Origin of the sequence: Kribbella sp. NPDC004875 (genome assembly GCF_042873375.1) — a bacterium.
Classification (GTDB): domain Bacteria; phylum Actinomycetota; class Actinomycetes; order Propionibacteriales; family Kribbellaceae; genus Kribbella.
Map to the genome: position 1 here is coordinate 1 of NZ_JBIALI010000002.1, position 24,401 is coordinate 24,401.

At 69.2% G+C, this 24,401-nt stretch carries 23 protein-coding genes; 5 read left to right on the forward strand and 18 right to left on the reverse strand.

Annotated elements, in window-relative coordinates:
* Positions 1-355: 355 nt before the first annotated feature.
* Positions 356-1,396 (forward strand): PHP domain-containing protein, encoded by a 1,041-nt coding sequence (locus ACFYRH_RS11205; RefSeq protein WP_387771801.1) that lies wholly within the window; start codon positions 356-358, stop codon positions 1,394-1,396.
* Positions 1,397-1,414: 18 nt separating this feature from the next.
* On the opposite strand, the gene ACFYRH_RS11210 is transcribed toward ACFYRH_RS11205, so the two are convergent.
* The gene (locus ACFYRH_RS11210; protein ID WP_387771804.1) at positions 1,415-1,996 is read right to left on the reverse strand and encodes a dihydrofolate reductase family protein; all 582 of its coding nucleotides are present in this window, start codon (positions 1,994-1,996) and stop codon (positions 1,415-1,417) included.
* A 68-nt stretch (positions 1,997-2,064) separates the two neighbouring features.
* On the reverse strand, positions 2,065-2,280 hold the full coding sequence (locus tag ACFYRH_RS11215; RefSeq protein ID WP_387771807.1) for a hypothetical protein: 216 nt from the start codon (positions 2,278-2,280) through the stop codon (positions 2,065-2,067).
* Positions 2,281-2,338: 58 nt separating this feature from the next.
* Here ACFYRH_RS11215 and ACFYRH_RS11220 point away from each other — a divergent pair, with 58 nt between their 5' ends.
* A complete protein-coding gene (locus ACFYRH_RS11220; protein ID WP_387771809.1) occupies positions 2,339-3,346 on the forward strand; it encodes a pirin family protein in 1,008 nt (335 codons plus the stop codon).
* Here the strand turns inward: ACFYRH_RS11220 and ACFYRH_RS11225 are convergent.
* The 9 genes from ACFYRH_RS11225 to ACFYRH_RS11265 form a co-directional block, all read right to left on the reverse strand.
* Positions 3,321-3,863, reverse strand: coding sequence for a hypothetical protein (locus ACFYRH_RS11225; RefSeq protein WP_387771812.1), 543 nt, complete (start codon positions 3,861-3,863; stop codon positions 3,321-3,323). The two genes, ACFYRH_RS11220 and ACFYRH_RS11225, sit on opposite strands and share 26 nt — an antisense overlap.
* A gap of 73 nt (positions 3,864-3,936) precedes the next feature.
* Entirely contained in the window at positions 3,937-5,565 is a 1,629-nt protein-coding gene (locus ACFYRH_RS11230; protein WP_387771815.1) for a LuxR C-terminal-related transcriptional regulator, read from the reverse strand.
* Between the two features lie 34 nt (positions 5,566-5,599).
* Positions 5,600-6,685 carry a flavin-containing monooxygenase gene (locus ACFYRH_RS11235; protein WP_387771818.1) on the reverse strand — a complete coding sequence of 362 codons (1,086 nt, stop codon included), beginning with the start codon at positions 6,683-6,685 and terminating at the stop codon, positions 5,600-5,602.
* 69 nt (positions 6,686-6,754) lie between these two features.
* On the reverse strand, positions 6,755-8,227 hold the full coding sequence (locus ACFYRH_RS11240) for a peptide MFS transporter (RefSeq protein ID WP_387771821.1): 1,473 nt from the start codon (positions 8,225-8,227) through the stop codon (positions 6,755-6,757).
* A gap of 55 nt (positions 8,228-8,282) precedes the next feature.
* Positions 8,283-9,287, reverse strand: a complete 1,005-nt coding sequence (locus ACFYRH_RS11245) for an ABC transporter ATP-binding protein (protein ID WP_387771824.1) — start codon at positions 9,285-9,287, stop codon at positions 8,283-8,285.
* Positions 9,277-10,314 (reverse strand): ABC transporter ATP-binding protein, encoded by a 1,038-nt coding sequence (locus ACFYRH_RS11250; RefSeq protein WP_387771827.1) that lies wholly within the window; start codon positions 10,312-10,314, stop codon positions 9,277-9,279. Before ACFYRH_RS11250 ends, ACFYRH_RS11245 begins: the two co-directional genes overlap by 11 nt.
* A gap of 11 nt (positions 10,315-10,325) precedes the next feature.
* Positions 10,326-11,423, reverse strand: a complete 1,098-nt coding sequence (locus ACFYRH_RS11255) for an ABC transporter permease (RefSeq protein ID WP_387771830.1) — start codon at positions 11,421-11,423, stop codon at positions 10,326-10,328.
* Positions 11,424-11,434: 11 nt separating this feature from the next.
* A complete protein-coding gene (locus ACFYRH_RS11260; RefSeq protein ID WP_387771833.1) occupies positions 11,435-12,439 on the reverse strand; it encodes an ABC transporter permease in 1,005 nt (334 codons plus the stop codon).
* A gap of 9 nt (positions 12,440-12,448) precedes the next feature.
* Positions 12,449-14,437, reverse strand: a complete 1,989-nt coding sequence (locus ACFYRH_RS11265; RefSeq protein ID WP_387771836.1) for an ABC transporter substrate-binding protein — start codon at positions 14,435-14,437, stop codon at positions 12,449-12,451.
* Positions 14,438-14,566: 129 nt separating this feature from the next.
* Here ACFYRH_RS11265 and ACFYRH_RS11270 point away from each other — a divergent pair, with 129 nt between their 5' ends.
* The 3 genes from ACFYRH_RS11270 to hisD all read left to right on the forward strand — a co-directional run bounded on the left by ACFYRH_RS11270 (position 14,567) and on the right by hisD (position 18,123).
* A complete protein-coding gene (locus tag ACFYRH_RS11270) occupies positions 14,567-15,361 on the forward strand; it encodes an IclR family transcriptional regulator (RefSeq protein WP_387771839.1) in 795 nt (264 codons plus the stop codon).
* Between the two features lie 88 nt (positions 15,362-15,449).
* Complete coding sequence (locus ACFYRH_RS11275; RefSeq protein WP_387771842.1) at positions 15,450-16,847, forward strand: hypothetical protein; 1,398 nt, start codon at positions 15,450-15,452, stop codon at positions 16,845-16,847.
* A 13-nt stretch (positions 16,848-16,860) separates the two neighbouring features.
* Positions 16,861-18,123 carry a histidinol dehydrogenase gene (gene hisD / locus ACFYRH_RS11280; protein ID WP_387771845.1) on the forward strand — a complete coding sequence of 421 codons (1,263 nt, stop codon included), beginning with the start codon at positions 16,861-16,863 and terminating at the stop codon, positions 18,121-18,123.
* A gap of 44 nt (positions 18,124-18,167) precedes the next feature.
* Here the strand turns inward: hisD and ACFYRH_RS11285 are convergent, their stop codons facing one another.
* Genes ACFYRH_RS11285 through ACFYRH_RS11315 form a run of 7 tightly spaced genes read right to left on the reverse strand, consistent with a single transcriptional unit; the run spans position 18,168 to position 24,338 of the window.
* Positions 18,168-19,151 (reverse strand): dihydrodipicolinate synthase family protein, encoded by a 984-nt coding sequence (locus tag ACFYRH_RS11285; protein WP_387771848.1) that lies wholly within the window; start codon positions 19,149-19,151, stop codon positions 18,168-18,170.
* A gap of 29 nt (positions 19,152-19,180) precedes the next feature.
* Positions 19,181-19,918: an amidohydrolase family protein gene (locus ACFYRH_RS11290; RefSeq protein ID WP_387771851.1), complete on the reverse strand. Its 738-nt coding sequence runs from the start codon at positions 19,916-19,918 to the stop codon at positions 19,181-19,183.
* A complete protein-coding gene (locus tag ACFYRH_RS11295; protein WP_387771854.1) occupies positions 19,915-20,790 on the reverse strand; it encodes an amidohydrolase family protein in 876 nt (291 codons plus the stop codon). The genes ACFYRH_RS11290 and ACFYRH_RS11295 overlap by 4 nt, the downstream gene beginning before the upstream one ends.
* Complete coding sequence (locus tag ACFYRH_RS11300; protein ID WP_387771857.1) at positions 20,787-21,887, reverse strand: mandelate racemase/muconate lactonizing enzyme family protein; 1,101 nt, start codon at positions 21,885-21,887, stop codon at positions 20,787-20,789. The genes ACFYRH_RS11295 and ACFYRH_RS11300 overlap by 4 nt, the downstream gene beginning before the upstream one ends.
* Positions 21,884-22,642 (reverse strand): amidohydrolase family protein, encoded by a 759-nt coding sequence (locus ACFYRH_RS11305; RefSeq protein WP_387771860.1) that lies wholly within the window; start codon positions 22,640-22,642, stop codon positions 21,884-21,886. The genes ACFYRH_RS11300 and ACFYRH_RS11305 overlap by 4 nt, the downstream gene beginning before the upstream one ends.
* Positions 22,639-23,370, reverse strand: coding sequence for a creatininase family protein (locus ACFYRH_RS11310; RefSeq protein ID WP_387771863.1), 732 nt, complete (start codon positions 23,368-23,370; stop codon positions 22,639-22,641). Before ACFYRH_RS11310 ends, ACFYRH_RS11305 begins: the two co-directional genes overlap by 4 nt.
* On the reverse strand, positions 23,367-24,338 hold the full coding sequence (locus tag ACFYRH_RS11315) for a Gfo/Idh/MocA family protein (RefSeq protein ID WP_387771866.1): 972 nt from the start codon (positions 24,336-24,338) through the stop codon (positions 23,367-23,369). The genes ACFYRH_RS11310 and ACFYRH_RS11315 overlap by 4 nt, the downstream gene beginning before the upstream one ends.
* Positions 24,339-24,401 lie beyond the last annotated feature (63 nt).

The window sequence follows — 24,401 nt, forward strand, 5'->3', positions numbered from 1 at the left end:
CCTTGCACCTGAGGGGGCGCCCCGCGAGGTGGAGGGTTGCCCCTTGAGATTCGGGACGGGCAACCTTGCACCTGAGGGGGCGCCCCGCGAGGTGGCGGGTTGCCCCTTGAGGTTCGGGATGGGCAACCTTGCACCTGAGGGGGCGCCGCGCGAGGTGGCGGGTTGCCCCTTGAGATTCGGGACGGGCAACCTTGCACCTGAGGGGGCGCCGCGCGAGGTGGCGGGTTGCCCCTTGAGATTCGGGACGGGCAACCTTGCACCTGAGGGGGCGCCGCGCGAGGTGGTGGGTTGCCCCCTGGGAATCTCGGGGGGCGAGCCACCGGTTGAGGGGGCGAGCTCCTGCGATGATGAGGGGATGACGGACAAGGCGGGTGTGGACGACGCGATCGCGGCGTTGCGGGCGATCGGGTACTACCTCGAGCGCGACCGGCAGCCGACGCACCGGGTGAAGGCGTACCGGCGCGCGGCCGACACGATCGCTGCCCTGCCGGCGACCGAGGTGCGCGCCCGCCGCCGGGCCGGGACGCTGACCGAGCTTCCCGGGATCGGGCCGAAGACCGAGGCCGTCATCATCGAGGCGATGGACGGCGCCACACCGTCGTACCTGGTGAAGCTGGAGGAGGCGGCGGGCGCGCTGACGACCGCCGGCCAGGAGCTGCGGGACGCGTTGCGGGCCGACCTGCATCTGCACTCGGAGTGGTCCGACGGTGGCAGCCCGATCGAGGAGATGGCCCGTACGGCGCACCGCCTGGGGCACTCGTACATCGCGCTCACCGACCACTCGCCGCGGCTCACCGTCGCCAACGGGCTGTCTCGCGAGCGGCGCCTGCAGCAGATCGAGGTCGTTGCCGAGCTCAACAAGAAGCTGGGTGACGAGCTGGACGGGTTCACGATCCTGAACGGGATCGAGGTCGACATCAACGAGGACGGCACGCTGGACTGCGACACCGAGATCCTGGCCCGGCTCGACGTGGTCGTCGCGAGCGTGCACTCCAAGCTGCGGATGGCCTCCGAGCCGATGACCGAGCGGATGGTCCGCGCGATCGCGAACCCGCACGTGGACATCCTCGGCCACTGCACCGGCCGCCTGATCACCGGCGGCCGCGGTACCCGGCCCGAGTCCGAGTTCGACCCCGAGGTGGTCTTCGAGGCCTGCCGGCAGTTCGGTACGGCGGTCGAGATCAACTCCCGCCCCGAACGCCTGGACCCACCGAAGCGGCTGCTCGAAATGGCGGTCGAGATGGAGTGCCTGTTCTCCATCGACACCGACGCACACGCCCCCGGCCAACTCGACTGGCAGGTCTACGGCTGCGAACGCGCCGAAGACCGCGGCGTCACGCCGGACCGGGTGATCAACACCTGGGACCAGGAAGAACTGCTGAACTGGGTGAACTAGTTCTCCGGGCCGGCTCGGTCAGCGGCGGACCTGGTAGCGGAGGTGGAGGACTCGGGTGCCTTGGACGACCGTGTCGGGGTCCTCCAAGAGGTGTTGGGCGTCGACCGAGCCGAAGTAGCGTTTACCGGTGCCGAGGACTACGGGGACGACGTCCATGCGGACCTCGTCGACCAGACCGGCGGCTAACATCTGGCCGCCGACGTCGCCGGCCGCGATCTCGACGAGGCGGTCGCCCGCGAGCTCCTGTGCCTTGGCCACCGCCGCCTCGACGCCGTCGACGAAGTAGAACGGCGCCTCGGGATCCCAGCCCTCCGGGGCCGGTCGGTGGGTTACGACGACCACGTGGTCCATCCCGCCCGGTGGCGTCCCGTCCCAGCCGCCGGTCAGGTCGAAGACGTGGCGGCCGGCGACCGTCACCCCGATCTGGTCCCAGTACGGCCGGATGTAGTCGTACGACGTCTGCGACACCCTCAGCACGCCGCTTTCGTCCAACGCGACGTCACCACCGGTCAGCCAGTCGAACAGCGGCCCGGGCTGGTCGTTCTCGTCCGCGACGAACCCGTCCACCGACACCGAGGCGTACATGACCACCTTGCCCACAGCGCCCTCCTCTGCGAAGCGATTGGGCCCCAAAGTAGCGTCTCGTCAGCTGTCGTTCTTGGAAGAAATCAATCGGCCGGCAGCGGCCAGCCATCCATCGCGTGGCCCGGATGCTCCCACAGGAACCGCCGCCGAACCTCGACGTACCGCGTCGGCGTGAGCCCGGTGAACTCGCGGCGGCTGCCGCGATGACGCTGCTCGTACCGCGGCGCGCCCTCGAGGTAGTAGACGTCGTCGATCAGCCCGTCCAACGGCGGTCGCGGCACTCTGGACACGTACTCCACACCCACAGCATCACCCAACCGCGGTCACGTGCGTGGATGCGGCGTTCATAATCGGGCTATGAGCGATCTGGACAAGCATCCTGCCGAGGTTGTCGGGAGTGGAGATTGTGAAGGGCCTGCGCTCGAGATGCTCGAGGGGCGGGAGGTTGTGCTGGGGCGGTCGACCACGGTGCGGCGGCTGATGCCGAACAAGAACCGCCGGATGGTCGGCGCGTGGTGCTTCGTGGACCACTACGGCCCCGACGACCTCGCCCGGCGAGTCGACTCGTACGGCGTACCGGGGGAGAGCGGGATGCACGTCCCGCCGCACCCGCACACGAGTCTGCAGACCGTGAGCTGGTTGTTCGAAGGCGAGATCGAGCACCGGGACAGCGTCGGATCGCATGCGCTGGTCCGGCCGGGTGAGCTGAACATCATGACGGCGGGTCACGGGATCGCGCATTCCGAGGTCTCCACGCCGGACGCGCCGCCGATGCTGCACGGCGCGCAACTGTGGGTGGCCCTCCCGGACAGCGTCCGTACGACGACCCCGCCCGCCTTCAACGCGTACGCCGAGCTGCCGCAGCTCGACCTGGACGGCGCGAAGGTGACGGTGATGATCGGCACCGTCGCCGGGGTCACCTCGCCCGCACCGGCGTACACCCCGCTGGTCGGCGCCGATGTCACCGTCGGAGCCGGACGGACCCTGAGGCTCCCGTTGACCCCGTCCAACGAGTACGCCGTCCTCGTCGTCGACGGATCGTTGCGCGTCGGGGACCTGACGCCGGGGTTCGGTGAGATGACGTACCTCGGCGCCGGCCGGGACGCGATCGACTTGGTTGCCTCGGACAACGGCGTACGGTTCCTGTTGCTCGGTGGTGAACCGTTCGAGGAGGAGCTCGTGATGTGGTGGAACTTCATCGGCCGCAGCCACGAGGAGATCGCCGCCGCGCGGGACGCCTGGCAGGCCGCGATCGCCGCGGCGGGCAACGAGCGCTTCCCGATGGTTCCGGGCTACGACGGCGACCCGCTCCCGGCGCCGCCGCTGCCGGCCACGACGCTCAAACCCCGCCCACGCTCTCGGTGACCGGTCGCAGTGATCCGCCGCGCCGGCGGTAGTACGCCCAGGTGAGCACCAGAAGCGCCGGACCCCAGAGGTACAGCGGCGCGTAGCAGGTGAGCATCAGCACCTTCCATCCCGTGCCGGCGAACGGGATGAAGTGGTCGGTCCAGGCGTCCCGGAAGCCGTACGTCCAGATCGCGATCAGCGACAGCGCGCCGAGGGTGGCGGGGACGATCGCCGCGTAGGGATGGACGCGGCGGCCGCCGATGAACGGGATCCACCGCGGTGCGATCTCGCCCCAGCGGCTGACCAGGCCCAGTGCGGTCAGGGCGACGAGTTCGGAGAAGATCGTCAGCGAGACGACGTACACCTTGCCACCGGCGCCGACGAGGTGGGCCGGGTTGCCGTTGTCGTCGAGCATGCCCATCGACGAACCGAAGACCAGCCCGAGTCTCCACAATCCGGACGGCAGGGTCAGGAACGGGATCACATGGGCCAGGCGGTACGCCCAGCGGGGCACAGGACGCTCAGTTGTAGTCACCCTTCGAGGATCCAGTCACGCCCGCCCGCCGCACCTCACCCGCAGGAGTGATCGCGCTCCCTCTCCGGAGCGGTCACAGCAGATCGTGCTCGTGCGCGTAGGCGACCGCGGCCGTTCGCGACGCTACGCCGAGTTTGGCGAAGATGTTGGTGAGATGCCGGGCAACCGTCTTGTCGCTCAGCACCAGCCGCTCCGCGATCTCGGCGTTGCTGTTGCCGCCAGCAACCAAGCGCAGTACGTCGAGCTCCCGGCCGGTGAGCCCGCCGGTCACGGCACGGCCCGCCAGCCGCTCGACGTCCCGCCGGGCCGGGACGGCTCCGAGCTCGTCGAACATCCGGCCCGCGGCCGTCAGTTCAGCGGTGGCCGACTCCTCGTCCCCGAGCAGCCGGACCGCACGCCCCACCACCACCTTCGCCCGCGCGACCTCGTACGGCGCCCGCAGTTCGCCCCACAGCTGAGCAGCCGTCCGTCCCTGGCGCAGTGCCTGATCCGGATCGTCAGCGGCGAGCGCCACGAGCGCCGAGCAGTACGCCGCCGACGCGCGCAACCCCGCACACCCGAACTCGCCGGCGATTGCCGACAACTCGTCCGCCGCGGCCTGCGCCTCCGACTGCTCATCGCCGGCCAGCAGGACCTCGACCGCGCCGGCCAGCATCCGCGACCGATGCACCGGACCGGCTGTCTCCACGAGCAACCGGCGTATCGCGGCGACGGCGCCTGCGGTCCGGCCGCGCGCGACCATCAGCAACGCCCGCCCGGGCTGCGCCTCATACCCGTATTCGGTCGCGCGGTCGTACGACGCCTCCGCCACCGCGTAGTCACCGCGAATCCGCAGTACGTCGCCGCGCTCGCCCAACGCCAGTCCGGCCGCGGTGTCCGCGCCAGCGGCCGCGTAACGCCGGCACGCGTCCTCGAACTCCGCCAAGGCCTCTGGGTACGCCGCGTGCAGCCGAAGGATCTGGCCCCGGTGTACTGCGCATTGTCCGGTGAACGGGACGAGATCGGGCTGGGTGTCACACCAGCGCGTGAGTGCCACCGTCCAGGCGGAAGCACGGGCGAAGTCGAGGACCTCCTGGCAGCCCTCGATCATCGCGCAGTACACGGTGCCCGCGAAGATCGGCGACAGTTCGCCCGCCGCGACGCCGACCATCGCCTCGTCCAGCAGCGCGAGCCCTTCGGGTACCCGGCCGGAGTAGATCAGCAACCGGCCCTTGCACACCAGGCCCTGCGCGAGCAGATCGGGATCGGCATGCCGGCGGGCGATCGTGACGATCTCGTCGCCGACGGCCACTGCGCCGGGGAAGTCCCCGTCGTCCACGTGCCGGAAGAAGTCGTGGATCCGCAGGTACCCGCGTTCCACGACGTCCCCGGGCTGATCCGCCAGCAGCCGTTGGGCGCGGGCCGACCAGCCGTTGCCGATCGCCGCCTCGCCGCGCATGTTCAGCACCAGCGCCAGCCAGAACGCGAACCGCACAGCGCCGAGCACGTCGGCGGCGTCGATCCGCGATCGGTAACCACGTTGCAGCGCACGGATGCACGCATCGGTGTCGCCGAGCAGGAACGCGGCGGTCGCCAGCGTCTGCAGCTCGTCCGGCCCGAGGCCCGGCTCACCGTCGAGTTCGGTGAGCCGGTCGTAAGCGGTGGCCCAGTCCCGCTGTTCGAAGGCGCTCCGAGCGCGTTGCAGATCGTCGACAATCCCCATCACATGCCCCTACCCGCGAGCATGCGCCTCGCGCTCAGGCGGCGGCAAGACTCCGGTCCGCGGTAGTACGGGCCGCGATCCGCCGGGCGACGTACGCCGCGTCCCGGCCGACTCCGGGCAGGACCATCGAACTGAAGGCGTACTGGAAGCACAGCCCGCAGAAGAACAGACCGGGCGCGTCGGCGACGACCCCGCGGTACTCGTGCGGCCAGCCGTCCGCACCGATCACCGGGGCCTTGATCCAGTCGAAGACCTGGCGGAACCCGGTGGCCCAGACGACGTTCGCGACGTCCAGGGCCCGGCCGTCGGCGAGCATCGGCCGGCCGTCCTGGGTGCCGGTGACGCGGTCGTGCACGCGCTCGACCCCGCGGGCGAGCAGATCGGCCCGCTTCACCCGGATCATCGGTCCGCCGTGGTACCGGAGGTCCTCCATCGCGGCCTTCGCGATCGGCGACCGCCGGGTGATCAGGTGCCGCCCGACGAACAGGAACATCGGCCAGAACAGCTTCTGTCCCGGCCGCCCGGGCGTGAACGGAATCTGTCCGCGATCACGGCCGGCCAGCACGGTCTCGTGCGTCTCCGCGACCTCGTACGCGATGTCGGTGCCGGAGTGCGAGCCGCCGACGACCAGGACCGGGCCGTCCTTGAGCTGCTCCGGGCGGCGGTACTCCGACGAATGCAGCTGCCGGATCGCCGGATCCAGATCGACTGCGAAGTCCGGCAGGTACGGCGTCCGCCCGAAGGTACCCGTCGCGACGACCACGTTGTCGGCGCCGAGCTCCTCCGCGCCGACCGTCGCGACCCATCGGTCGCCGCGCCGCTCGAGCCGGTCGACCCGGGCGTCGTGCCGGATCGGCAGCGCGAAGTGCGCGGCGTACGACGCCAGGTAGTCGGCGACCTCGTCCTTGGTCGGGTAGTGCCACGGCTCGCCCGGGAACGGGAGCCCGGGCAGGCCGTCGTACTTCGCCGGCGAGTACAACCGCAGGCTGTCCCAGTGCGACCGCCACTGGTCGCCCGCCCGCGCGTTGCCGTCGAGGATGACGAACGGCTCACCGAGCCGCTGTAGCTGGTAACCGGTGGCGAGCCCGGCCTGTCCTGCGCCGATGATGATGGTGTTCATACCGACGACGCTAGGAATCCCGGGGCACCCGCCGCGTCGGACGGAATGCGCAACTCGCCCCGGCCGTGACTACGAGGTTTGTCGTACGTCGGTATGCCGGCGGATCCACGGCGCGAGCGCGTACACGACGACCGCGACCACGATCGTGACGATCGCCAGACCGCCGAAGTACACCGTGTCGGAGGCGTCCTCGGTGGCCTGGACGAGCTGGGCGGTGATCGCCTGGCCGGCGGCCGGGGCGAGGAACCAGAGCGCCATCATCTGGCTGCGGAACGCTCGTGGCGCCAGGACCGTGGTCGCCGACAGCCCGACGGGGGACAGGAACAGCTCGCCGAGGGTCTGGATCACGTACACGCCGACCAGCCAGAGCGGCGACGCGAGGTTGTCCCCGGCAACCGACGACGCGATCGCCATCACCGCGAACGAGACCCCGGCGAGCAGCAGACCGGTCGCGAACTTCTGCCCGATCGACGGGCCGCGGTCGCCGAGTTTGATCCAGATCACCGCGAACACCGGCGCCAGCACGATGATCGAGAACGGGTTGACCGACTGGAAGAACTCCGGCGAGATCTCGGCGCCGAACAGGTTCAGGTTCGTACGGTCGGCCGCGAACGAGGTCAGCGTGGTGGCGGCCTGCTCGAACAGCATGAAGAACAGCATCGCGGCGACGAACAGCGGGATGTACGCGCGCACCCGTCGCTTCTCCACCGGCGTCACCAACGGGCTCCGGAGCAGCATCACGAAGTACGCGATCGGGGCCAGGAAACACAGGTAGGAGATCGCGTCGACGACCGGCTTCGGGCCGATCCCCCCAGAACGCCAGGCGGACCACGCGAACACCACCGCGAGCAGCGCCAGCACCGCGACCGAGACCCGCACCATCGTCGGCCGGTCCTCGGGGGTCAGCGGGTTCGGCGCGGTGTCGCCGCGACCGTGCAGCGTCCGGCGGCCGAGCAGGTAGGCGATCAGCGCCAGCGTCATCCCGACCGCGGCGGCCGCGAACGCGACGTGGAACCCGAACTCGCGGCGCAGGAACCCGACCACGAACGGCGCCGTGAACGACCCGATGTTGATCCCCATGTAGAAGATCGAGAACGCCGAGTCGCGCCGCTCGTCGCCCGCTTCGTAGAGCGTGCCGACCATCGTCGACACGTTCGGCTTCAGCAGACCCGTGCCGAGGGCAACCAACGCGATGCCGGCGTACGCCGGACCGGTGGCGGGCAGCGCGAGACACACGTGCCCGGCGACGATCACGCTCCCGCCGTACAGCACCGTGCGCCGGGCCCCGAAGACGCGGTCGGCGAACCAGCCGCCGAGCACCGAGAGCAGGTACACCGAGGCGCCGTAGATCGAGACCACGGCCTGGCCGAGGGACTCGCCGAGGCCGAGACCGTGCGCCTTGTCGGTCAGGTACAGCAGCAGGATCGCGCGCATCCCGTAGTAGCTGAACCGTTCCCACAGTTCGGTGGTGAACAGCGTCATCAAGCCGCGCGGGTGACCGAAGAAGGTCTTCTCCCCGCTGGTCTGTTGCGATACGGACACGCTCGACTACTCCCCGTGAGATCGGACTGCCGGATCCGACCGTAGCAACCGGAAGTCACGTCGACGTGTAGACCCCGTCCAGGTCGAGCTCGCCGGCCAGGTGGCACCGCGGGACGGTGGCCGGCTCGACCTCGGCACACCGCTCCACGGCGTACCGGCAGCGCGGCTGGAAGCGGCACCCGGCGAAGTCCTCGTCCGGCGTCGGTACCTCCCCGGCCGGCAGTACGTCGTCCCGCCGGCGCAACCGTGGATCCGGGCGCGGGACCGATCGCAGCAGCGCCTCGGTGTACGGGTGCCGCGGACGCTCGAACAAGTCCTCGGTCTCGGCCTCCTCGACGATCCGGCCTAGATACATCACGGCCACCCGGTCGCAGAGGTGCTGGACCACCGAGAGGTCGTGGGAGATGAACACGTACGTCAGACCGAGCTCGTCCTGGAGGTCCTCGAGGAGATTGAGGATCTGGCTGCGGACCGACACGTCGAGCGCGCTCACCGCCTCGTCCGCGACCACCAGCCGTGGCTGCGTGACGAGGGCCCGGGCGATGCCGATCCGCTGCCGTTCACCGCCTGAGAACGCGTGCGGGTAGCGCCGCATCAGTTCGGGGCGCAGGCCGCAGCGGCTCAGGGTGTCGGCGACCCGGTCGGTCAGCTCACTGCCGCCGGCCAGATTGTTGACGGTCAGCGGTTCGGCGACGATCTGCTGCACGGTCATCCGCGGGTTCAGCGACGAGTTGGGATCCTGGAAGACCGTGCGGATCTCGGTCCGCAGCGGCCGGAGCTGTGCGCGGGACAGCCCGGCCAGATCCACCTCAGTGCCGTCAGCCCGGCGGTAGACCATCCGGCCGGCCGTCGGCTTGTGCGCGCGCAGGATGCACCGCCCGAGCGTCGTCTTCCCACAGCCCGACTCGCCGACCAGCCCGAGCGTCTCACCGCTGCGGACCACGAGATCGACATCGTCGACCGCGCGGACCGTCGTACGGTTCCGGCGCCCGAACAGGCCGGCTCCACCGGTGAACCGCATCGAGAGCCCTTCGATCCGGAGGATCTCCTCATCCGGCATCGGCCACCACCTCCCGCAGGCTCTCCGGCGTCGGGTAGTGCACGCACCGCACCTCGCGCAGCCCGTCACTCACCAAGTCCGGATTCGCCACCTCACACTGACCGGGTACGACGTGATCGCAGCGGGTCCGGTACGGGCAACCGCTCGGCCGCTGCTGCGGATGCGGGACCTGTCCGCGGATCGTCGGCAATCGACGCCGTGCTCGCCGCTCGATCCGCGGAACCGAGCGGAGCAGGGCCCGTGTGTACGGGTGTCGCGGGTCGTGGAACAGCGAGTCCACGTCGCACTCCTCGACCACGTTGCCGAGGTACATCACCGCGACCCGGTCGGCGAGCTCGGCGACCACACCCAGATCGTGAGTGATGAACAGGATCGCCATCCCGCGCTCCTCCTGCAGCCGGCGCAGCAGTCGCAGGATCTGCGCCTGCGTGGTGACGTCCAGGGCCGTGGTCGGCTCGTCGGCGATCAGTAGCTGCGGGCGGCAAGCGAGTGCCATCGCGATCATGGCACGCTGCCGCATCCCACCGGACAGCTGGAACGAGTACGCGTCGATCCGTTGCTCCGGCTGCGGTATACCAACGCCGCGCAGCTCGGCGATCGCGCGCTCGCGGGCCTCCTGTTTGCTCAGTCGCTCGTGCAGCCGCAGCGCCTCGACGAGCTGCTGCCCGATCGTGTGCACCGGGCTGAGTGCGACCATCGGCTCCTGGAAGACCATCCCGATCTCCTGCCCGCGGATCCGGCGCAGCTCCGGATCGCGGGGGTCCAAGGCGGCCAGGTCGAGGATCCCGCCGGCCGAGTGGTACTTGATGCTGCCGGCAACGATCTTCCCGGGCGGGTCGACCAGCTGCAGGATCGAGCGCGCGGTGACGCTCTTGCCGCAGCCCGATTCACCGACGATGCACACCGTGCTGCCCGGCTCGATCCGGAGGCTGACGTCGTCGACCGCCTTCACCACGCCGTCGGCGGTGTCGAAGTGCGTACTGAGCTTCTCGATCTCCAGCAGCGGTTGGATGGCCTGCGCCCTCATGACTGGCCTCCTCATGACTCGTACGGGTCGGCGGCGTCGCGGAGGCCGTCGCCGACGAAGTTGAGTGCCATCACCGCGACCACCACCGCGGCACCGGCCGCCAGTAGCCACGGCGCCGCGGTCAGCACGCGGATGCTCTGCGCGTCTCCGAGCAGCACACCCCAGCTCACCACCGGCGCCTGCAGCCCGAGCCCGAGGAACGACAGCGCCGTCTCGCCGAGAATCATCCCCGGTACGGCCAGCGTCAGCGAGGCGATGATGTGACTGGTGAACGCCGGCAACATGTGCCGCCCGACGACCCGGTGCCAGCGCGCCCCGTCCAGCTCCGCCGCCAGGACGAAGTCCTCGTTGCGGATCTGCAGGAACCGGCTCCGGATCACCCGCGCCAGCCCGGTCCACCCGATCAGCGACAGGATCAGCGTGATCGCGAAGTACGTCTTCAACGGGCTCCAACCCGGCGGTACGGCGGCCGCGAGACCGAGCCAGAGCGGCAGTGTCGGGATCGACATGAAGAACTCGATCACGCGTTGCACGATGCCGTCGGTCAGCCCACCGAAGTACCCGGAGATCCCGCCGAGGAGGAGGCCGAGGACGAGGGCGGCCGCGACGCCGATCAGGCCGACCGACATCGAGATGCGTGCGCCGTAGATGATCCGGGACAGGTTGTCGCGGCCCTGGGAGTCGGTGCCGAGCAGGTGGAACGGTGCACCGTGCTGACTCGGTCCGATCAGGTGCCGGTCGGACGGGACGAGTCCCCACAGCTTGTAGTGATCACCGCGGGGGAACAGCCGGACGGCGTACCGGCGGGATGTGTCGACGGTGTAGTCGCGCAGCAGGGTCTCGGGGTTCGGTGTGCCGTTGTACCCGTTGACGAACAGGTGTGGGCTCGAAGTGAGCGAGACCTTCAGGATCTGCGGTGGGGCGTAAGCACGGTCGGCGGCGTAGGTGTCCTGGGTTTGTGGCGCGAGGAACTCGCAGAACGCCGCGGTGAAGTAGATCAGCGCGACGATCCAGAGCGAGACGACCGCGAGCTTGTTGCGCTTGAAGCGTCGCCAGATCAGCGTTCGCTGCGACGCCAGCGCGAGGGCCGGCTCTTCGGGCGAGCTCACCGTGGCGGTCGTCATCCGCGGCCGCCGAGGTACCCGATCCGGACCCGGGCGTCGACGGCCGCGAGGAGCAGGTCGGAGATCAGCGTGCCGATCACCGTGAGCACGCAGGCGATCAGGATGATGCCGCCGGCGAGGTACATGTCCTGACTCTTCAAGGCGTTGAGCAGCAGCGGGCCGGTCGTCTCCAGGCCGAGGACGCTCGCGACCAGGACCTCACCGTCGAACAGCGCGGGGATCGTCCAGCCGATCGTCGCGATGAACGGGTTCAGCGCGACCCGCGTCGGGTACCGCAGCAGCAGTTTCCGCTCGTCGAGCCCGCGAGCCCGGGCGGCAGTGACGTACGGCTTGTGCAGCTCGTCGAGCAGGTTGGCCCGCAGTACCCGGATCGTCCCGGCCACACCGCCGGACGCCAGCACGAGCACCGGCAGCCACACGTGGCCGAGCAGGTCGAGCAACTTCCCGAGGTTCCACGCCGCGCCCTCGAACTCGGGCGACAGGATCCCCGAGACGGTCCGCCCGAAGAACTTGAACTGCAGGTACACCGCGGTCAACGCGATCAGGAACCCGGGTACGGCGAGACCGAGGAACGTCAGCGCGGTGATGACGTAGTCCAGCTTCGAGTAGCGCCGCGCCGCCGAGTAGATGCCCGCGACGAGAGCCACGCTCCACCCGATCAACCACGTCAGCAGGCCGAGCGCCAGCGTCAGCGGCAGCCGCTCGGCCAGCAGCGTGGAGACCGGTTTGTTGTACTCGAACGACTGCCCGAAATCACCGTGCAGCACGATGTTCGACATCCACCGCAGGTACTGCTCGAACGGTGACTTGTCGAGCGCGTACTGCTGACGGAGTGCCGCGAGCTGGTCGGCGCCGACCGTCTGACCTTGCTGCTGCAGCTTGGCGACGACCGTGGTGAGGAAGTCGCCGGGCGGCAGCTGGATGATCAGGAACGACACCAGCGAGATCAGCAGGACGGTAGGCAGCATCGCCAGCAGGCGACGAAGCAGGTAGCCGGCCATGGGATCCCTTCAGGAGTGCTTCTCCGGGTTGTCGAAGTACATCTGCTCCGGTGACGATGCGTTCTCGTAGTGGGTGCGGAAGCTGGCGATCGCGTCCGGCCGCACGTTCTTCAGGTCGCCCGCGGCGACCAGCGGCTGGAACGGGTTCGCGACGGTGCCGATGATCCATACGTTCTTGTTGTGCAGCTGGAGGATCTGGTGACCCAGGTCGAGCCGCTTCGCGTCGTCCGCGGTGATCAGCAGCTCGTCGTACAGCGTCTGCAGCTTGCGGAAGTCGCCGGTCGGTTCGAGCGCGAACTTGTCCTTGTGGTTGCCGTACCAGTTGCCGTACTTCGGTGCCCAGTACGTCAGGCCGTTGGTCGGGATGTACCAGAGCGAGTCGATGTCCCAGAGGATCGTCGCCGGGGGATACGCGACCAGGTCGTAGTCGCCGTGCGGGATCTCCTCGTACCAGAGGTCCAGCGTCATCGGCTTCGCGACCAGGTCGATCCCGACCGCCTTCCAGTACCGCTGCGCGTACTCGAGCACGGTGATCGCGTCGATGCCGACACCGACCTCGAAGCAGCGGCCGACCAGTTGCATCTTCTTGCCGTCCGGCCGCAACCGCATACCGTCCGGGCCGCGCTTGGTGAGCCCCGCCGCGTCGAGACGTTTGTTCGCCTCGTCGACGTCGTACTCGATGAAGGTCTGGCCCATGCCCTTCTCCCAGTACTCGTCCTCGGGCTGGGCGCAGGGGTGCCGGATGAAACCTTGACCCGCCAGCAGCGCGTCGTTCATCTCCTTGCGATTGATGGCGTGCGACAGACCGGCCCGGAAGTCGAGTTTCTGGAAGAGCTCCCGCAGGACCGGATCGGGGTGGCTCTGGTTCAGTTGCAGCGAGGTGTTCGGCTCGGCGACCCAGCGGTTGACCTTGTAGCCCTTGGACTCCTGGTTGCGGATCAGCAGCGGCAGTTGCTCGGCCTGGATGTCGGTGACCTGCAGGTCGAGCTGACCGTTCGCCGCGCGCAGGCCGAGCGTCTCGGCCGGCATCACGGTGTACTGCTGGCTGTCGATGTACGGGAGCTGGCGGCCCTGTTCGTCGACCTTCCAGTAGTACGGGTTCCGCTCCAGGCGGGCCGTGACACCGGAGCCCCGCAACGGCGCGACCAGCTTCCACGGGCCGAGGACCGGGATGTCGGCGTTCTTCCAGATGTTCCGTTTGTTGGAGAAGAACTCGGCCCACGACGGCGCCGGCTCCTTCTTCATCGCCGCCTGGATCTGCGCCGGCGTCGCGAAGTCCTTGTGGAACTGCTTCAGGTAGTGCGCCGGCAGCAACAACGCCGACGACGAGCCGAAGCCGGTCAGCCCGATGAAACACAGGTACTTCAGCAACAGACCGTGCGGTACGTCGAACTCCATCCGCAACGTGGTGTCGTCGACCTTGACGAACTTGCCCGGTTTCCCGCCGGGGCTGAGCCAGCCGGGGAAGATCGGGTTGAGCTCCTTGTTCAGGAACTCCTTCTCGTAGGCGAACATCAGGTCGTCGGTGGTGAACGGCTGGCCGTCCGACCACTTCAGGCCCTCGCGCAGGTGGAAGACGTAGACCTTGCCGCCGTCCTCGATCTCCCACTTCTCGGCCAGTCCGGGTCCGACCTTGGCGGGGGTGGTGGGCGTCCACTCCAGCAGCCCGGCGAACTCGACGTACTGGTTCTGGGCGGCGTTCCGGTCGATCGAGCCGCGTTGCAGGACGCCGCCGTACTTGCCGGGGCTCTGGATCGGCTTGATCACCATCGGGTTCCTCGGCAGCCGCTGCTCGAGCGGCGGGAGCTTGCCGTTCTTGACCAGTTGGGTCAGGACCGGTGACTCCTTGGCGCCGGTGTCGGCGGCCGCCGAACCGGTGGTCTTCTTGGCGTCGGTGGAGAAGAACGAGCAACCCGCGGTAGTGGCCGAGATGGCGCTGGCGGACAGCGAAAGGCCGGTGACCCGGAGGAACGTCCGGCGGCTCAGGGGATCGGACATGGCGGCTACCTCCCTCTCCGGGACAGTGACACGAATCCGCGCATACTTCAAGATCTGAGATCAATCTTCGTGATGTCGTATATACGGTTGTTCGAAGACAGCTTCCGTCGCTGGCGCTACACTCCAGGCATGGTCAGCAGTGAGACAGCCGGTGACCGGTCGCCGTCGCCCGCCGTGGCGCGGGCGCTGACCGTGCTGGAGACCCTGGTCGAGTCCGACGAGGAGCTCACGCTCACCGCGCTCGCGAAGAAGGCGAAGATCCCGCTGGCCACCTGCGCCTCGATCGTCTACACGCTCGAGCAGCGCGACTACGCCACCCGGCGTGTGGTCGGCCGCAGCCATTTCTGGCGGCCGACGCTGCGGCTGTACGGGCTGGCGACCCAGCTGATCCGCAAGGTCGACCTGTCCTCGGTCGCCTCCCGCGAGATGCGCGAGCTGGCCGACCGGCTCGGTATGCCGGTGCACATCGGCGTCCTCACCGGCTCCTCGGTCGTGTACGTCGCGAAAGCGGCGATGCCCGGGTTCATCCAGTTCGACACGTTTCCCGGCAAAGTGTCGCAGTTCAACCTCACCGCGCTCGGGCGAGCGATCGCGGCGTACCTGCCGGAGGACGAACTGAAGCCGCTGCTCGACCGGCTGGAGCGCGGCTACGGGCCGAAGGCGAAGGACGTCGACGAGGAGAGCTTCCGGGCCGAGCTGGCCCGGGTCGCGAAGCAGGGGTTCGCGGTCGAGGACCAGGAGGAGCAGGCCGACATCGCCTGCGTGGCGGCGCCGTTCTTCGCCGCCGGTGGTCACGTCGCGGGCGCCGTCGGGGTGACCTCGTTCGCCCGCGACCTCACCCGGGACAAGCGCAAGCAGGCGCAGACCGGACTGGTGCAGCTGGCCGGCACGATCTCCGAGCGACTCGGGGCCACCGAGCTCTGAGGCTTGCCCGGCCTGGCGAGCCGACTTAGGCTTTTCTGAGATAGCGGAACTGTTTTCGAAATCTCGAAAATCCTGAGGAGTGGTTCCGATGGCCACGCACGGTCCGTATCCCCAGCCCGCCGGCGGTCTCAAGGCCACGCTCACCGGTGGCAACACCGTCGGCGCCGCGCTCCGCGAACGCGCGCCGCGCGCGGACGGTTACCGGCACCTCGACACCCCGGCGCTGATCCGGCGGCTGCTCGACCTGAACGCGAACACCTACCTGTACTGCATCTGGGACTCGGCCACCGACTTCGACGACCTGCGCGACGAGTTCCTGCCCGCCGCCGCGGCCGCCGGCATCGACGTGATCCCGTACATCGTGCCGCCGACCGAGACCTCGGAGTACGGCCGCGCCTCCCGCCCGTACCGGCTCGACTACGTCGGCTGGGCGACCGCGTTCGCCGAGCTCGCCGTGAAGTACCCGAACTTCCGGGCCTGGGCGATCGACGACTTCGAATGCGGCGACAACGCGAAGCTGTTCACACCGGAGTACATGCGTGAGTTCCTCGCCGCGGCGTCCGCCATCGCCCCGGAACTGCGGTTCTACACCTGCGCGTACTTCGGGATGGCGACCAGCCCGGAGTTCCTGGACAAGTACGCCGAGTTCGTGGACGGGATCATCTACCCGTTTCTCGACGGTCCCCATGAGAACACCACCGTCGCCGAATCGCTCGGCTCCTGTCTGGACGAGATCCTCGCGCTCACCGATCCGCGCGGATTGGAACTCATCCCGCTGATCTACACCGGTCGCTTTCTCGACGCCCCGTTGCACGCGACCCCGGAGTACTGCACCGCCACGCTCACCACGGCGGCGCAGTACGTCGCCGCGGGTCGCATCCCCGGCGTGATCTCGTACGGCACCCAGATCGACGACGGCCCGGCGCCGACGGCCGACAACAAGGCGCTGTACGGCGACGGGCGGCTCGCGCTGATCAACTCGCGGTCGCGAGCCACGGCTGGGACGACCGCGTCGGCCAGTCAGCAGGTCACTGTCGACCCACGGATGGCGCGGTACGAAGTGTCGTTCTGGTACCACCGCTGGTTCCTCGCACCCGGCATCGAACCGGGCTGCTACCAGCTGGAGATGCTGATCGACGACACCGTGGTCTGGACCATGGACATGTACGAGCAGCGCTGGCCCGTGTGGACCAATGGTGACGGTATGGAGGGTCCGGTCGACGTCACGCAGTACGTTGCCGGGCGCGACGTCGTGGACCTGACGTTCCGGCTGCATGTCCTGAAAGATGTTTCCGGGCGGTACATCGACGTCGGTGTGGACCACGTCGAGACGGTCGGGCTGTCGCTGCGCAACGGCGGGTTCGAGGAGGACACCGGCTGGATCCTGCGGGGGAGTGGTCCACTCCTGTCGGTCTACGACCATTACCTCCGGGACCGTCCGGCGCGTATCTTCGCGGCCATCTCGCGCTGTTACGCAGGACATTAGGAGGCGATCTCTCATGGCCGAACACCTGAAGACGGGGTGGCCGCAGCGGGTCGAGCGGCAGCAGGAGGTGATCGACACCGTCAGCCGGATCCTGTCCGAGGTCGAGCGCGAGGGTGCGACCGCGATCCGCCGCTGGTCGGCCCAGCTCGATCGGTGGGAGCCGGAGTCGTTCGTGGTCTCCGCCGACCGGATCAAGGCCGCCGCGGAGACGGTCGACGAGGAGCTGGCGGCGTACCTCGAGTTCGCGCGCTCCCAGGTGGAAGGGTTCGCGCGGGCTCAACGCGCCACCATGACCGACCTGGAGACGGAGACGCTGCCAGGTGTCGTCCTTGGCCATCGGCACGTTCCCGTGGCCAAGGTAGGTTCCTATGCGCCGGGCGGTCGCTACCCCCTGATCGCGTCGTCGATCATGACCGTGACCGTGCCGAAGGTCGCGGGGGTGGACACCGTCGTGGCAGTCGCGCCGCCTCGGGACGCGCAAGGTATCTACGGTCCGCAGTTGTACACCATGAACCTCGCGGGCGCGGACGTGATCGTGTGCCTGGGCGGCGTCCAGGCGTTCGCGGCCCTTGCCTTCGGCATCGAGGACGTGCCGCCGGTCGACCTGGTCGTCGGCGCCGGCAACGCGTACGTCGCGGAGGCCAAACGCCAGCTCTTCGGCACCGTCGGGATCGACTTGCTGGCCGGTCCCACCGAAGTCGCGGTGATCGCGGACGAGTCCGCCGACCCGCGCCTCGTCGCCGCCGATCTGCTCGGTCAGGCCGAACACGGTCCCAACAGCCCGGCCCTCCTGGTCACCACCTCCCGCGACTTCGGTACGTCGGTCATCGCGGAGGCCGACCGTTGGCTCGCGGGCGATTGGCCGACGGTGGAGGTCGCGGGAGCCGCATGGCGCGACCACGGCACGGTCGTCGTCTGTGAGTCGCGCGAGGAGGCCGTACAGGTCTCGGACAGCTACGCGCCCGAGCACCTCGAGATCCAGACCAGCGACGACGACTGGTACGCCGCGAACCTCCGCAACTACGGCTCGCTCTTCATCGGCCCGGAGGCGACCGTGGCGTTCTCCGACAAGTCGATCGGCACCAACCACGTCCTCCCCACCGGCCGGGCCGCCCGCTACACCGGCGGCCTCTGGGTCGGGAAGTTCCTCAAGACCGTCACCTACCAACGCCTGACCCCCGAGGGCGCCCGCACGATCGCACCCTCAACAGCCGCCATCGCCGACGCCGAACTAATGCACGGCCACGCCCTGACCGCCCGCCTCCGCAACCCCTGAGGTCACCACAGTCCCGCCCGCGCGGACGGCGTTGCGCGGGGGTATTACCCGTTCTTCGGTGCGGTGGGTTCGCCGAGGGGTGGGAGGAGGTCGGCGAACTCCGCGAGCAGCCGGTCGACCATGCGGATCTCCTCCGGGTCGAGGCGGTGAGCGGGCTCGCGGCAGTACGGGCTGGCGAAGAGGCCTCGGCGGACCGAGATCAGTTTCTCGGCGGCGATGATGCGTTCGGTGTCGAGCATCCAGTAGGAGATGTACGGGAGCAGGCGGCGGTGCAGGTCGACTCCGGCCTCACCGTCGCCGGTGGTGAGGCGGTGCCAGATCTCGACGTACACCTCGGTCAGGGAACAGCCGGGCTGGGTTCCGACCGCGCCGCGGCGGACGGCGTCGGGAAGCTGCACGCCGGCGTACCCCTCGACGGCCGCGAGCGGCGGGGTGCCTTCGGCGAGTTCGGCGATCAGCGGACCGGGTGGGCTGGACTCGACCTTCACCAGGCGCAGGTTCGGGTGGTCGGTGGCGATCGTTCGCAGCAGGTCGGCGTCCAGGCTCGTGCCGGTCTCGGTGGGCGCGTACTGCAGCACCATCGGCACCGGGTCGATCGCCGTCAGGACCGCCCGCACATGCTGCTCGAGCGAACCGCGTGACGGTGACAGGAAGTGTGGGGGCAGCAGGTTGATCAGGTCCGCCCCGGCCGCCACGGACTCGCGTGCCCGCCGCGCCGCCAGCTGCGTCGCGTGATCCTGTACGGCGACCACCGCGGCGACGTCGGTGCGGTCTCGCGTGTGGGAGAGCAGGATCTCGGTCAGCCGCCGGCGCTCGTCCTCGGAGAGCTTGTGGAACTCCGAGGCGAAACCCGGGAACATCGTGCTGGTGACGCCGGTGCCCAGCACGTACCGCACCACCCGGTCGAAGCCGTCGTAGTCCACCTCGCCCTCGGCGGTGAACGGAACCTCCAGTACCGGTGACACGCCGCGCACCAGCTGCGACGCATCCGTAGACCTCAGCTCGGCCCTGACCTCGGTGGTGGCCATGCGTTCCTCCCCTTCTCTGAGCACTGTGGTCACCCTCGGCCCAGGAGCCGGGCGAGATTGCCGCCGAACACCGCTGCCTGCTGCTCCGGATCGACCGGCCAGTCCCGGATCCGGTCCACCTCCGCGATCGGCACGGTGTACGGCGAGTCGGTCGCGAACACCAGGCGTTCGGCCCCGATGCCGGGCTCGGCGAGGAACCCGCTGAGCACCGTGTCCCACGGTGCGTACGACGTGTCGCCGTACAGGTTGGTGGCGTGCAGCAGCGCCGGAATCGCGTCGATCCAGAAGTCGGTGGCGCCGCTCTTGCCCATCACGACCGGCAGCTCGGGGCGGCGTCGTGCGAGGCTGGCCAGTGGCAGCGGGAGCGCGTTGGCCGGCGTACCGGTGCGGACGTAGACGAACCAGCCGGCGCCTGCGGCGAAGTCGAGTAGTGGGTCGAGCAGGCCGTCGAGCAGGTCGAACCCTTGCAGGACCGAGTCGACGGCCAGCGCCACCGCGCCGTCGTCGCGCGCGCGGTCGAGTTCGTCGAGCGCGGCACGGCCGGGCCACGGGTTGGCGACGGCGTACGCGAGCAGGCGGCCGTTCGACTCCCTGGCGGCCGCGGTGGTGGCCGCGTTGCCCTCGCGGTTGTCGTAGGCGATGCAGCGTTCGGACGGCGCGACCATCGCCTGATCGATGCCGAGGGCATCCATCGTGGTGAGCAGATCGGCCGGTTTCAGGCTGACCTCGCGGCCGTCGCCGATCCGGACGTGGGCGTCGATGATCATGCGGGCACCTCCAGCCCGAGGGCGCCGAGCGCGTCGGCGTGCACGATACCGTCGACGACCTCGTCGGGGACGCGCGGGAACTTCGTGCCCTCGAGCATGTCGTTGACGGTGTACAGGCCGGCGATCGCTTCGCCGGTGTTGGCGATCGGAAAGTCCGAACCGAGCAGCAGCTTGCCGGTCGCGCCCCACTCGACCGCGTTGATCAGCGACTGGTACAGCACCCACGGCCGCAGGTAGATCGACGACACGTCGGCGTACACGTGGGGGTGTTTGCGCACCGTCACGACGGTCTCGCGGCTCCACGGGTGGCCCATGTGCGCCATGACGATCCGGAGTTCGGGGTACCGCAGGGCGATCTCGTCGGTGACCAGCGGATACGTGTATCGCAGGGGCGCGTGCCGCATCGGGGAAGCGCCGGAGTGGAACAGGATCGGCAGGCTGTGGCGCTGGCAGTAGTCGTAGAACGCCAGCGCGGGCTCACCGAGCGGGTCGAAGTTCTGGTAGTTGGGACCGAGCTTCACGCCGACCAGACCGAGCTCGCGGCAACGGTCGGCCTCCTCCAAGGCGCCCGGGAGCGTCGGGTTGACCGACATGAACCCGATCCGCTTGGCCGGGTTGCCACGCACGAACTCGGCGGTTGCGTCGTTGCAGCGCTCCGGCGGATACGGCAGGCCTGTCAGCGTCAGCGGGTCGTCGACGGCGATGTTGAACACGATGGTGACGTCGGCCGCGGCCATCGCCTCGTCGTAGTCGGCCCACGAGTTCGTGGTCACGACCGGCCGGTCGTTGCGCCAGTTCGGGTACACCCGCCGCTCGTCCGCGGGCACCGCGTCGCGGTGCGTCGGGGTGTGCGCGTGAACATCGACGATCATCGGAACTCCCGCAACAGGTCGTCTCGCAAGGTCACTCCCAGACCGGGCTCGTCGGTCAGCCGTACCCGCCGTCCGTCACTGTCGAGCGGCTTCGCGAGCACGTCCTCGGTGTAGTAATGCGCGCCGATGATGTCGCTCGGGTACGTCGACAGTCGGGGCAGCGCCGCCGCGACGTGCAACTGTGCCGCGGCGCCCAGGCCCAACTCCCCGTTCGACCCGAGCAGTACGTCGATCCCGTGCGCTGCCGCGAGCTGTCCCATCCGCACCGCACGTCCCGGCCCGGCGCTCTTGCCCACATAGACACTCACGACATCGGCTGCTTGTGCCTCGACGACGTCGAGCAGGTCGCGGGCGTCGAAGACCGATTCGTCCGCGATCACCGGTAGTCCCAAGCCTCTGAGCTCACGGGCACCGCGGAGGTCACGGGGCTCGAGCGGTTGCTCCACGAACTGCACGCCGAGCGCCTTCAGCTCCGGGATCGCCCGGTGTGCGTCAGCGCGGGACCACCCACCGTTCGCGTCGGTGCCCAGGAACGCGGCGCCGGCGAGATCGCGAGCTCGCCGTACCCGATGGAGGTCGCCGTCCAGGCCGAGGCCGACCTTCACCTTGAACGCGCCGAAGCCGGCGCTGGTCGCCGCGGCGTAGGCGCGTTCCAGTTCGTCGTCATCGCCGGAGAGCGAGAGTTTGATCGGGATCTCGGTGCGATACGGGCCGCCCAACGCGACGGCGAGTGGGACGTCCAGGGTGCGGGCGAACGCGTCCCAGAGCGCGATCGAGACGCCGGCTTTCGTGAACGGGTTGCCGCGCAGCACCTTGTCCATCAGGTCTTCCGCGGCACCCACCGGAGTCAACGGCCGGTCGAGCAGCGCCGGCGCGATGGCGGTGCGGATGAAGTGTTCGGCGGACGTTCCGTCCTCGCCGGACCAGATCGGGGTCGCGCTGACCTCGCCGTACCCTTCGACGCCATCGCTGGTGACAATGCGGACGAGCAGGAAGTCGGAGCGGTCGTGCGGGCCGCGGGCGCCTCTGACCAGGAGATCCGGGGCGGCACGCAGGCTGACCCGCGCGGTCTGGATCGTTGCGATGGTGGCCGTCACGCGGGCTCCAGGAGGCGGCGCGGATTGTCGACGAGCATCGCGTGCCGCTGTGCGTCGGTGATGCCCCAGCCGTCGATCTCCTTGACCCGGGCGACCGCGTAGTCCTGGCTGGCCTTGTCCGACAGGCCGGCGTCGGTCCCGAAGATCACCTTGTCCGGCGGCGCTTCCTGCAGGATCCGGCGCGCGGCGTACGGCGGCGTACCGCAGATGCACAGGTAGAGGTTCGGGGTCTCCTGCGTCATCACCAGCGCCTCACGCCACAGGTCGTGCAGGCCGCCGTGACCGAGCACCACGCGCAGCTTCGGATGCCGGCGGGCGAGGGCCGCGATCTGGCCGGCCGTCGAGTACGGCGGCGTACCGTCGTGGCTGAGCAGGACGCCACCGACCGACGTGATGACCTCGCAGATCGGGTCCAGTGACAGCTCGTGCATGCTGAAGCCCTGCAGCCACGGGTGCAGCTTCAGCCCGCGCAGTCCGAGCTCACCGACCATCCGCTCGGCCTCGTCCACCGCGGTCTTCCGCCGTACGGCGACCGTGCCGAAGCCGGTCATCCGGTCGGGGTACGCGCGGACGAACTCGGCCAGCCGGTCGTTCGACTCCGGCGTCGGATCGAACAGCCCGTCGTGACTCAGCACGACCGCGTGCTCGATCCCGGCCGAGTCCATGAACCCGACGAACTCGTCCGCACCGAAGGGCGTCCCTCCCAGCCAGGTCGCGGTCTCCCACGCCGGGGTGTGGGTATGGAAGTCGATCACAGCACCTCCGCCAGTTCGAGAAGACGGTCGCCGAGCGCGGCCGCCACCTGGTCGAACCACTTCCGGCCGGTCGCCGCATCGGCCAGCTCCGGGCGGTCCGTGTACCCGTCGATCCGCTGCCAGCTCGCCGCCGTGTGCAGCGCGACGTCGTCGACCTCGGGCCCGCTCGGCGGATCGGGCCTGGGGTTCTTGCGCTCGGCAACGAACGCCGCGTCCAGCGCCAGCATCAACGCGGTCTCGAACGCCCCCGCATGGCCAGGCACGGGTACGTCGCACTCGCGCGCGAGCCGCCAGTAATCGAGATGCGCGACGTTCACGTCGTATCGCGTCGACGCAGCGGCGGCCGCTGCGTGACAGACGCCGATGTTGCCGCCGTGGCCGTTGACGAAGAGCAGCCTGCGTCCGCCGCCGGCGTGCAGTGAGCGAGCTAGGTCGAGCAGTACGGCGAGCAAGGTCTCGGGGGAGAGCGACAGCGTGCCGCCGAACGGGAGGTGGTGATCCGAGGCGCCGTACGGGACGGTGGGCGCGAGGACGAGCGGACGAGGCGACCGGTCGTGGACCAGCGCGACGGCCTGTTCGGTGACGGATTGCGCGAGCATCCAGTCGGTGCCGGTGGCCAGGTGCGGGCCGTGTTGTTCGGTGGCGCCGACCGGGACGATGACGATTGCTTCGGGCAACAGTTCGGCGAGCTGGGTGCGGGTCGCGTGCGGCCAGCGGACGAAGGTCATCGGGCCCTCCCGGCGACGAGTTCGGCGGTGCGCAGGGCGGCGATCCCGTCGTCGAGCGAGGGTTCGCCGGCTTTGCGCGTGCCGTCGTACAGGTCGGTGAAGCGTTGCAGCTGGCGGTCGAAGCAGCGGGTCGTGCGATCGCCCGGGAAGGTGATGTCGCGGCGGCCGTCGGCGGTCGTCAGCTGGAGGTCGAACGTGAAGCCGTCCAGCGTCGCGAGCCCTCGGTCGCCCAGGAACGTCAGCTCGCAGCGGGAGAGTGCGGTGGTGAGCCAGCCGAACTCGACGAGGGCTTGGTGACCGCCGGGGTAGCTGAGACGGGCGCCGGTCACGTTGGGGGCCGGGAGATCTGGGCGGGTCTGGTGCGACCACGCGTCGTCACAACTGGCGGGTTGACCGCCGAGGAGGTGGCTGAGCCAGTCGAAGACGTGGGCGCCTTCGTGGACTACGGGGGTGCCGTGGGCGAGCGTCGCGGTGATTCGGGCGGTGTGTTCGGGGTTCGTGGCGTCGCGCGGTTCGTCGTAGATGTGTGCGCGGGCGAGGACCGGCGTACCGAGGGTGCCGTTGTCGATCCAGGTCTTGAGTTGCTGGATCGCGGGGTCGTGGCGGTAGGTCAGGCCGACCTGCACGCGGTGGCGCTGGTCGTCGGTCAGCTGCTCGTAGATCCGGGCTGCCTCGGTCGAGGTGGCCACCGGCTTCTCGGCGAGGACGAAGAGACCGGCGCGGGCGTAGCGAACGGTCAGCTCGGGAGTGACCCAGGGTGGGGTGGCGAGGACGACACCGTCGACAGCATCGATGTCGACTTCCGCACCGATCTCGACCGGTCTCGCCTTCAGCTGTTCGGCGGCGGCTGCCCGGCGGCGTGGATCGGGATCGCACAGCTGCACGACCTCGACGTCCGGATGCCGGAGCAGGGCCGGCAGATGCGCGCCGAGGCCGATGTCCCCGAGTCCGGCGAGCGCCACCCGCATCTTCGCTCCTTCAGAATACCGGAATTAGTTTCTGGTATCCGAAGCTTAAAAGGTTGGCGTGCC

Bases quoted from the DNA above. Each gene is read 5' to 3' on its own strand.
- ACFYRH_RS11285 (WP_387771848.1), bottom strand. From the start codon at position 19,151: ATGGCCACCACCGAGGTCAGGGCCGAGCTGAGGTCTACGGATGCGTCG.
- ACFYRH_RS11245 (WP_387771824.1), bottom strand. From the start codon at position 9,287: ATGCCGGATGAGGAGATCCTCCGGATCGAAGGGCTCTCGATGCGGTTC.
- hisD (WP_387771845.1), top strand. From the start codon at position 16,861: ATGGCCGAACACCTGAAGACGGGGTGGCCGCAGCGGGTCGAGCGGCAG.
- ACFYRH_RS11315 (WP_387771866.1), bottom strand. From the start codon at position 24,338: ATGCGGGTGGCGCTCGCCGGACTCGGGGACATCGGCCTCGGCGCGCAT.
- ACFYRH_RS11230 (WP_387771815.1), bottom strand. From the start codon at position 5,565: ATGGGGATTGTCGACGATCTGCAACGCGCTCGGAGCGCCTTCGAACAG.
- ACFYRH_RS11275 (WP_387771842.1), top strand. From the start codon at position 15,450: ATGGCCACGCACGGTCCGTATCCCCAGCCCGCCGGCGGTCTCAAGGCC.
- ACFYRH_RS11205 (WP_387771801.1), top strand. From the start codon at position 356: ATGACGGACAAGGCGGGTGTGGACGACGCGATCGCGGCGTTGCGGGCG.
- ACFYRH_RS11235 (WP_387771818.1), bottom strand. From the start codon at position 6,685: ATGAACACCATCATCATCGGCGCAGGACAGGCCGGGCTCGCCACCGGT.
- ACFYRH_RS11260 (WP_387771833.1), bottom strand. From the start codon at position 12,439: ATGGCCGGCTACCTGCTTCGTCGCCTGCTGGCGATGCTGCCTACCGTC.
- ACFYRH_RS11265 (WP_387771836.1), bottom strand. From the start codon at position 14,437: ATGTCCGATCCCCTGAGCCGCCGGACGTTCCTCCGGGTCACCGGCCTT.
- ACFYRH_RS11270 (WP_387771839.1), top strand. From the start codon at position 14,567: ATGGTCAGCAGTGAGACAGCCGGTGACCGGTCGCCGTCGCCCGCCGTG.
- ACFYRH_RS11290 (WP_387771851.1), bottom strand. From the start codon at position 19,918: ATGATCATCGACGCCCACGTCCGGATCGGCGACGGCCGCGAGGTCAGC.
- ACFYRH_RS11310 (WP_387771863.1), bottom strand. From the start codon at position 23,370: ATGACCTTCGTCCGCTGGCCGCACGCGACCCGCACCCAGCTCGCCGAA.
- ACFYRH_RS11220 (WP_387771809.1), top strand. From the start codon at position 2,339: ATGAGCGATCTGGACAAGCATCCTGCCGAGGTTGTCGGGAGTGGAGAT.
- ACFYRH_RS11295 (WP_387771854.1), bottom strand. From the start codon at position 20,790: ATGATCGTCGATGTTCACGCGCACACCCCGACGCACCGCGACGCGGTG.
- ACFYRH_RS11250 (WP_387771827.1), bottom strand. From the start codon at position 10,314: ATGAGGGCGCAGGCCATCCAACCGCTGCTGGAGATCGAGAAGCTCAGT.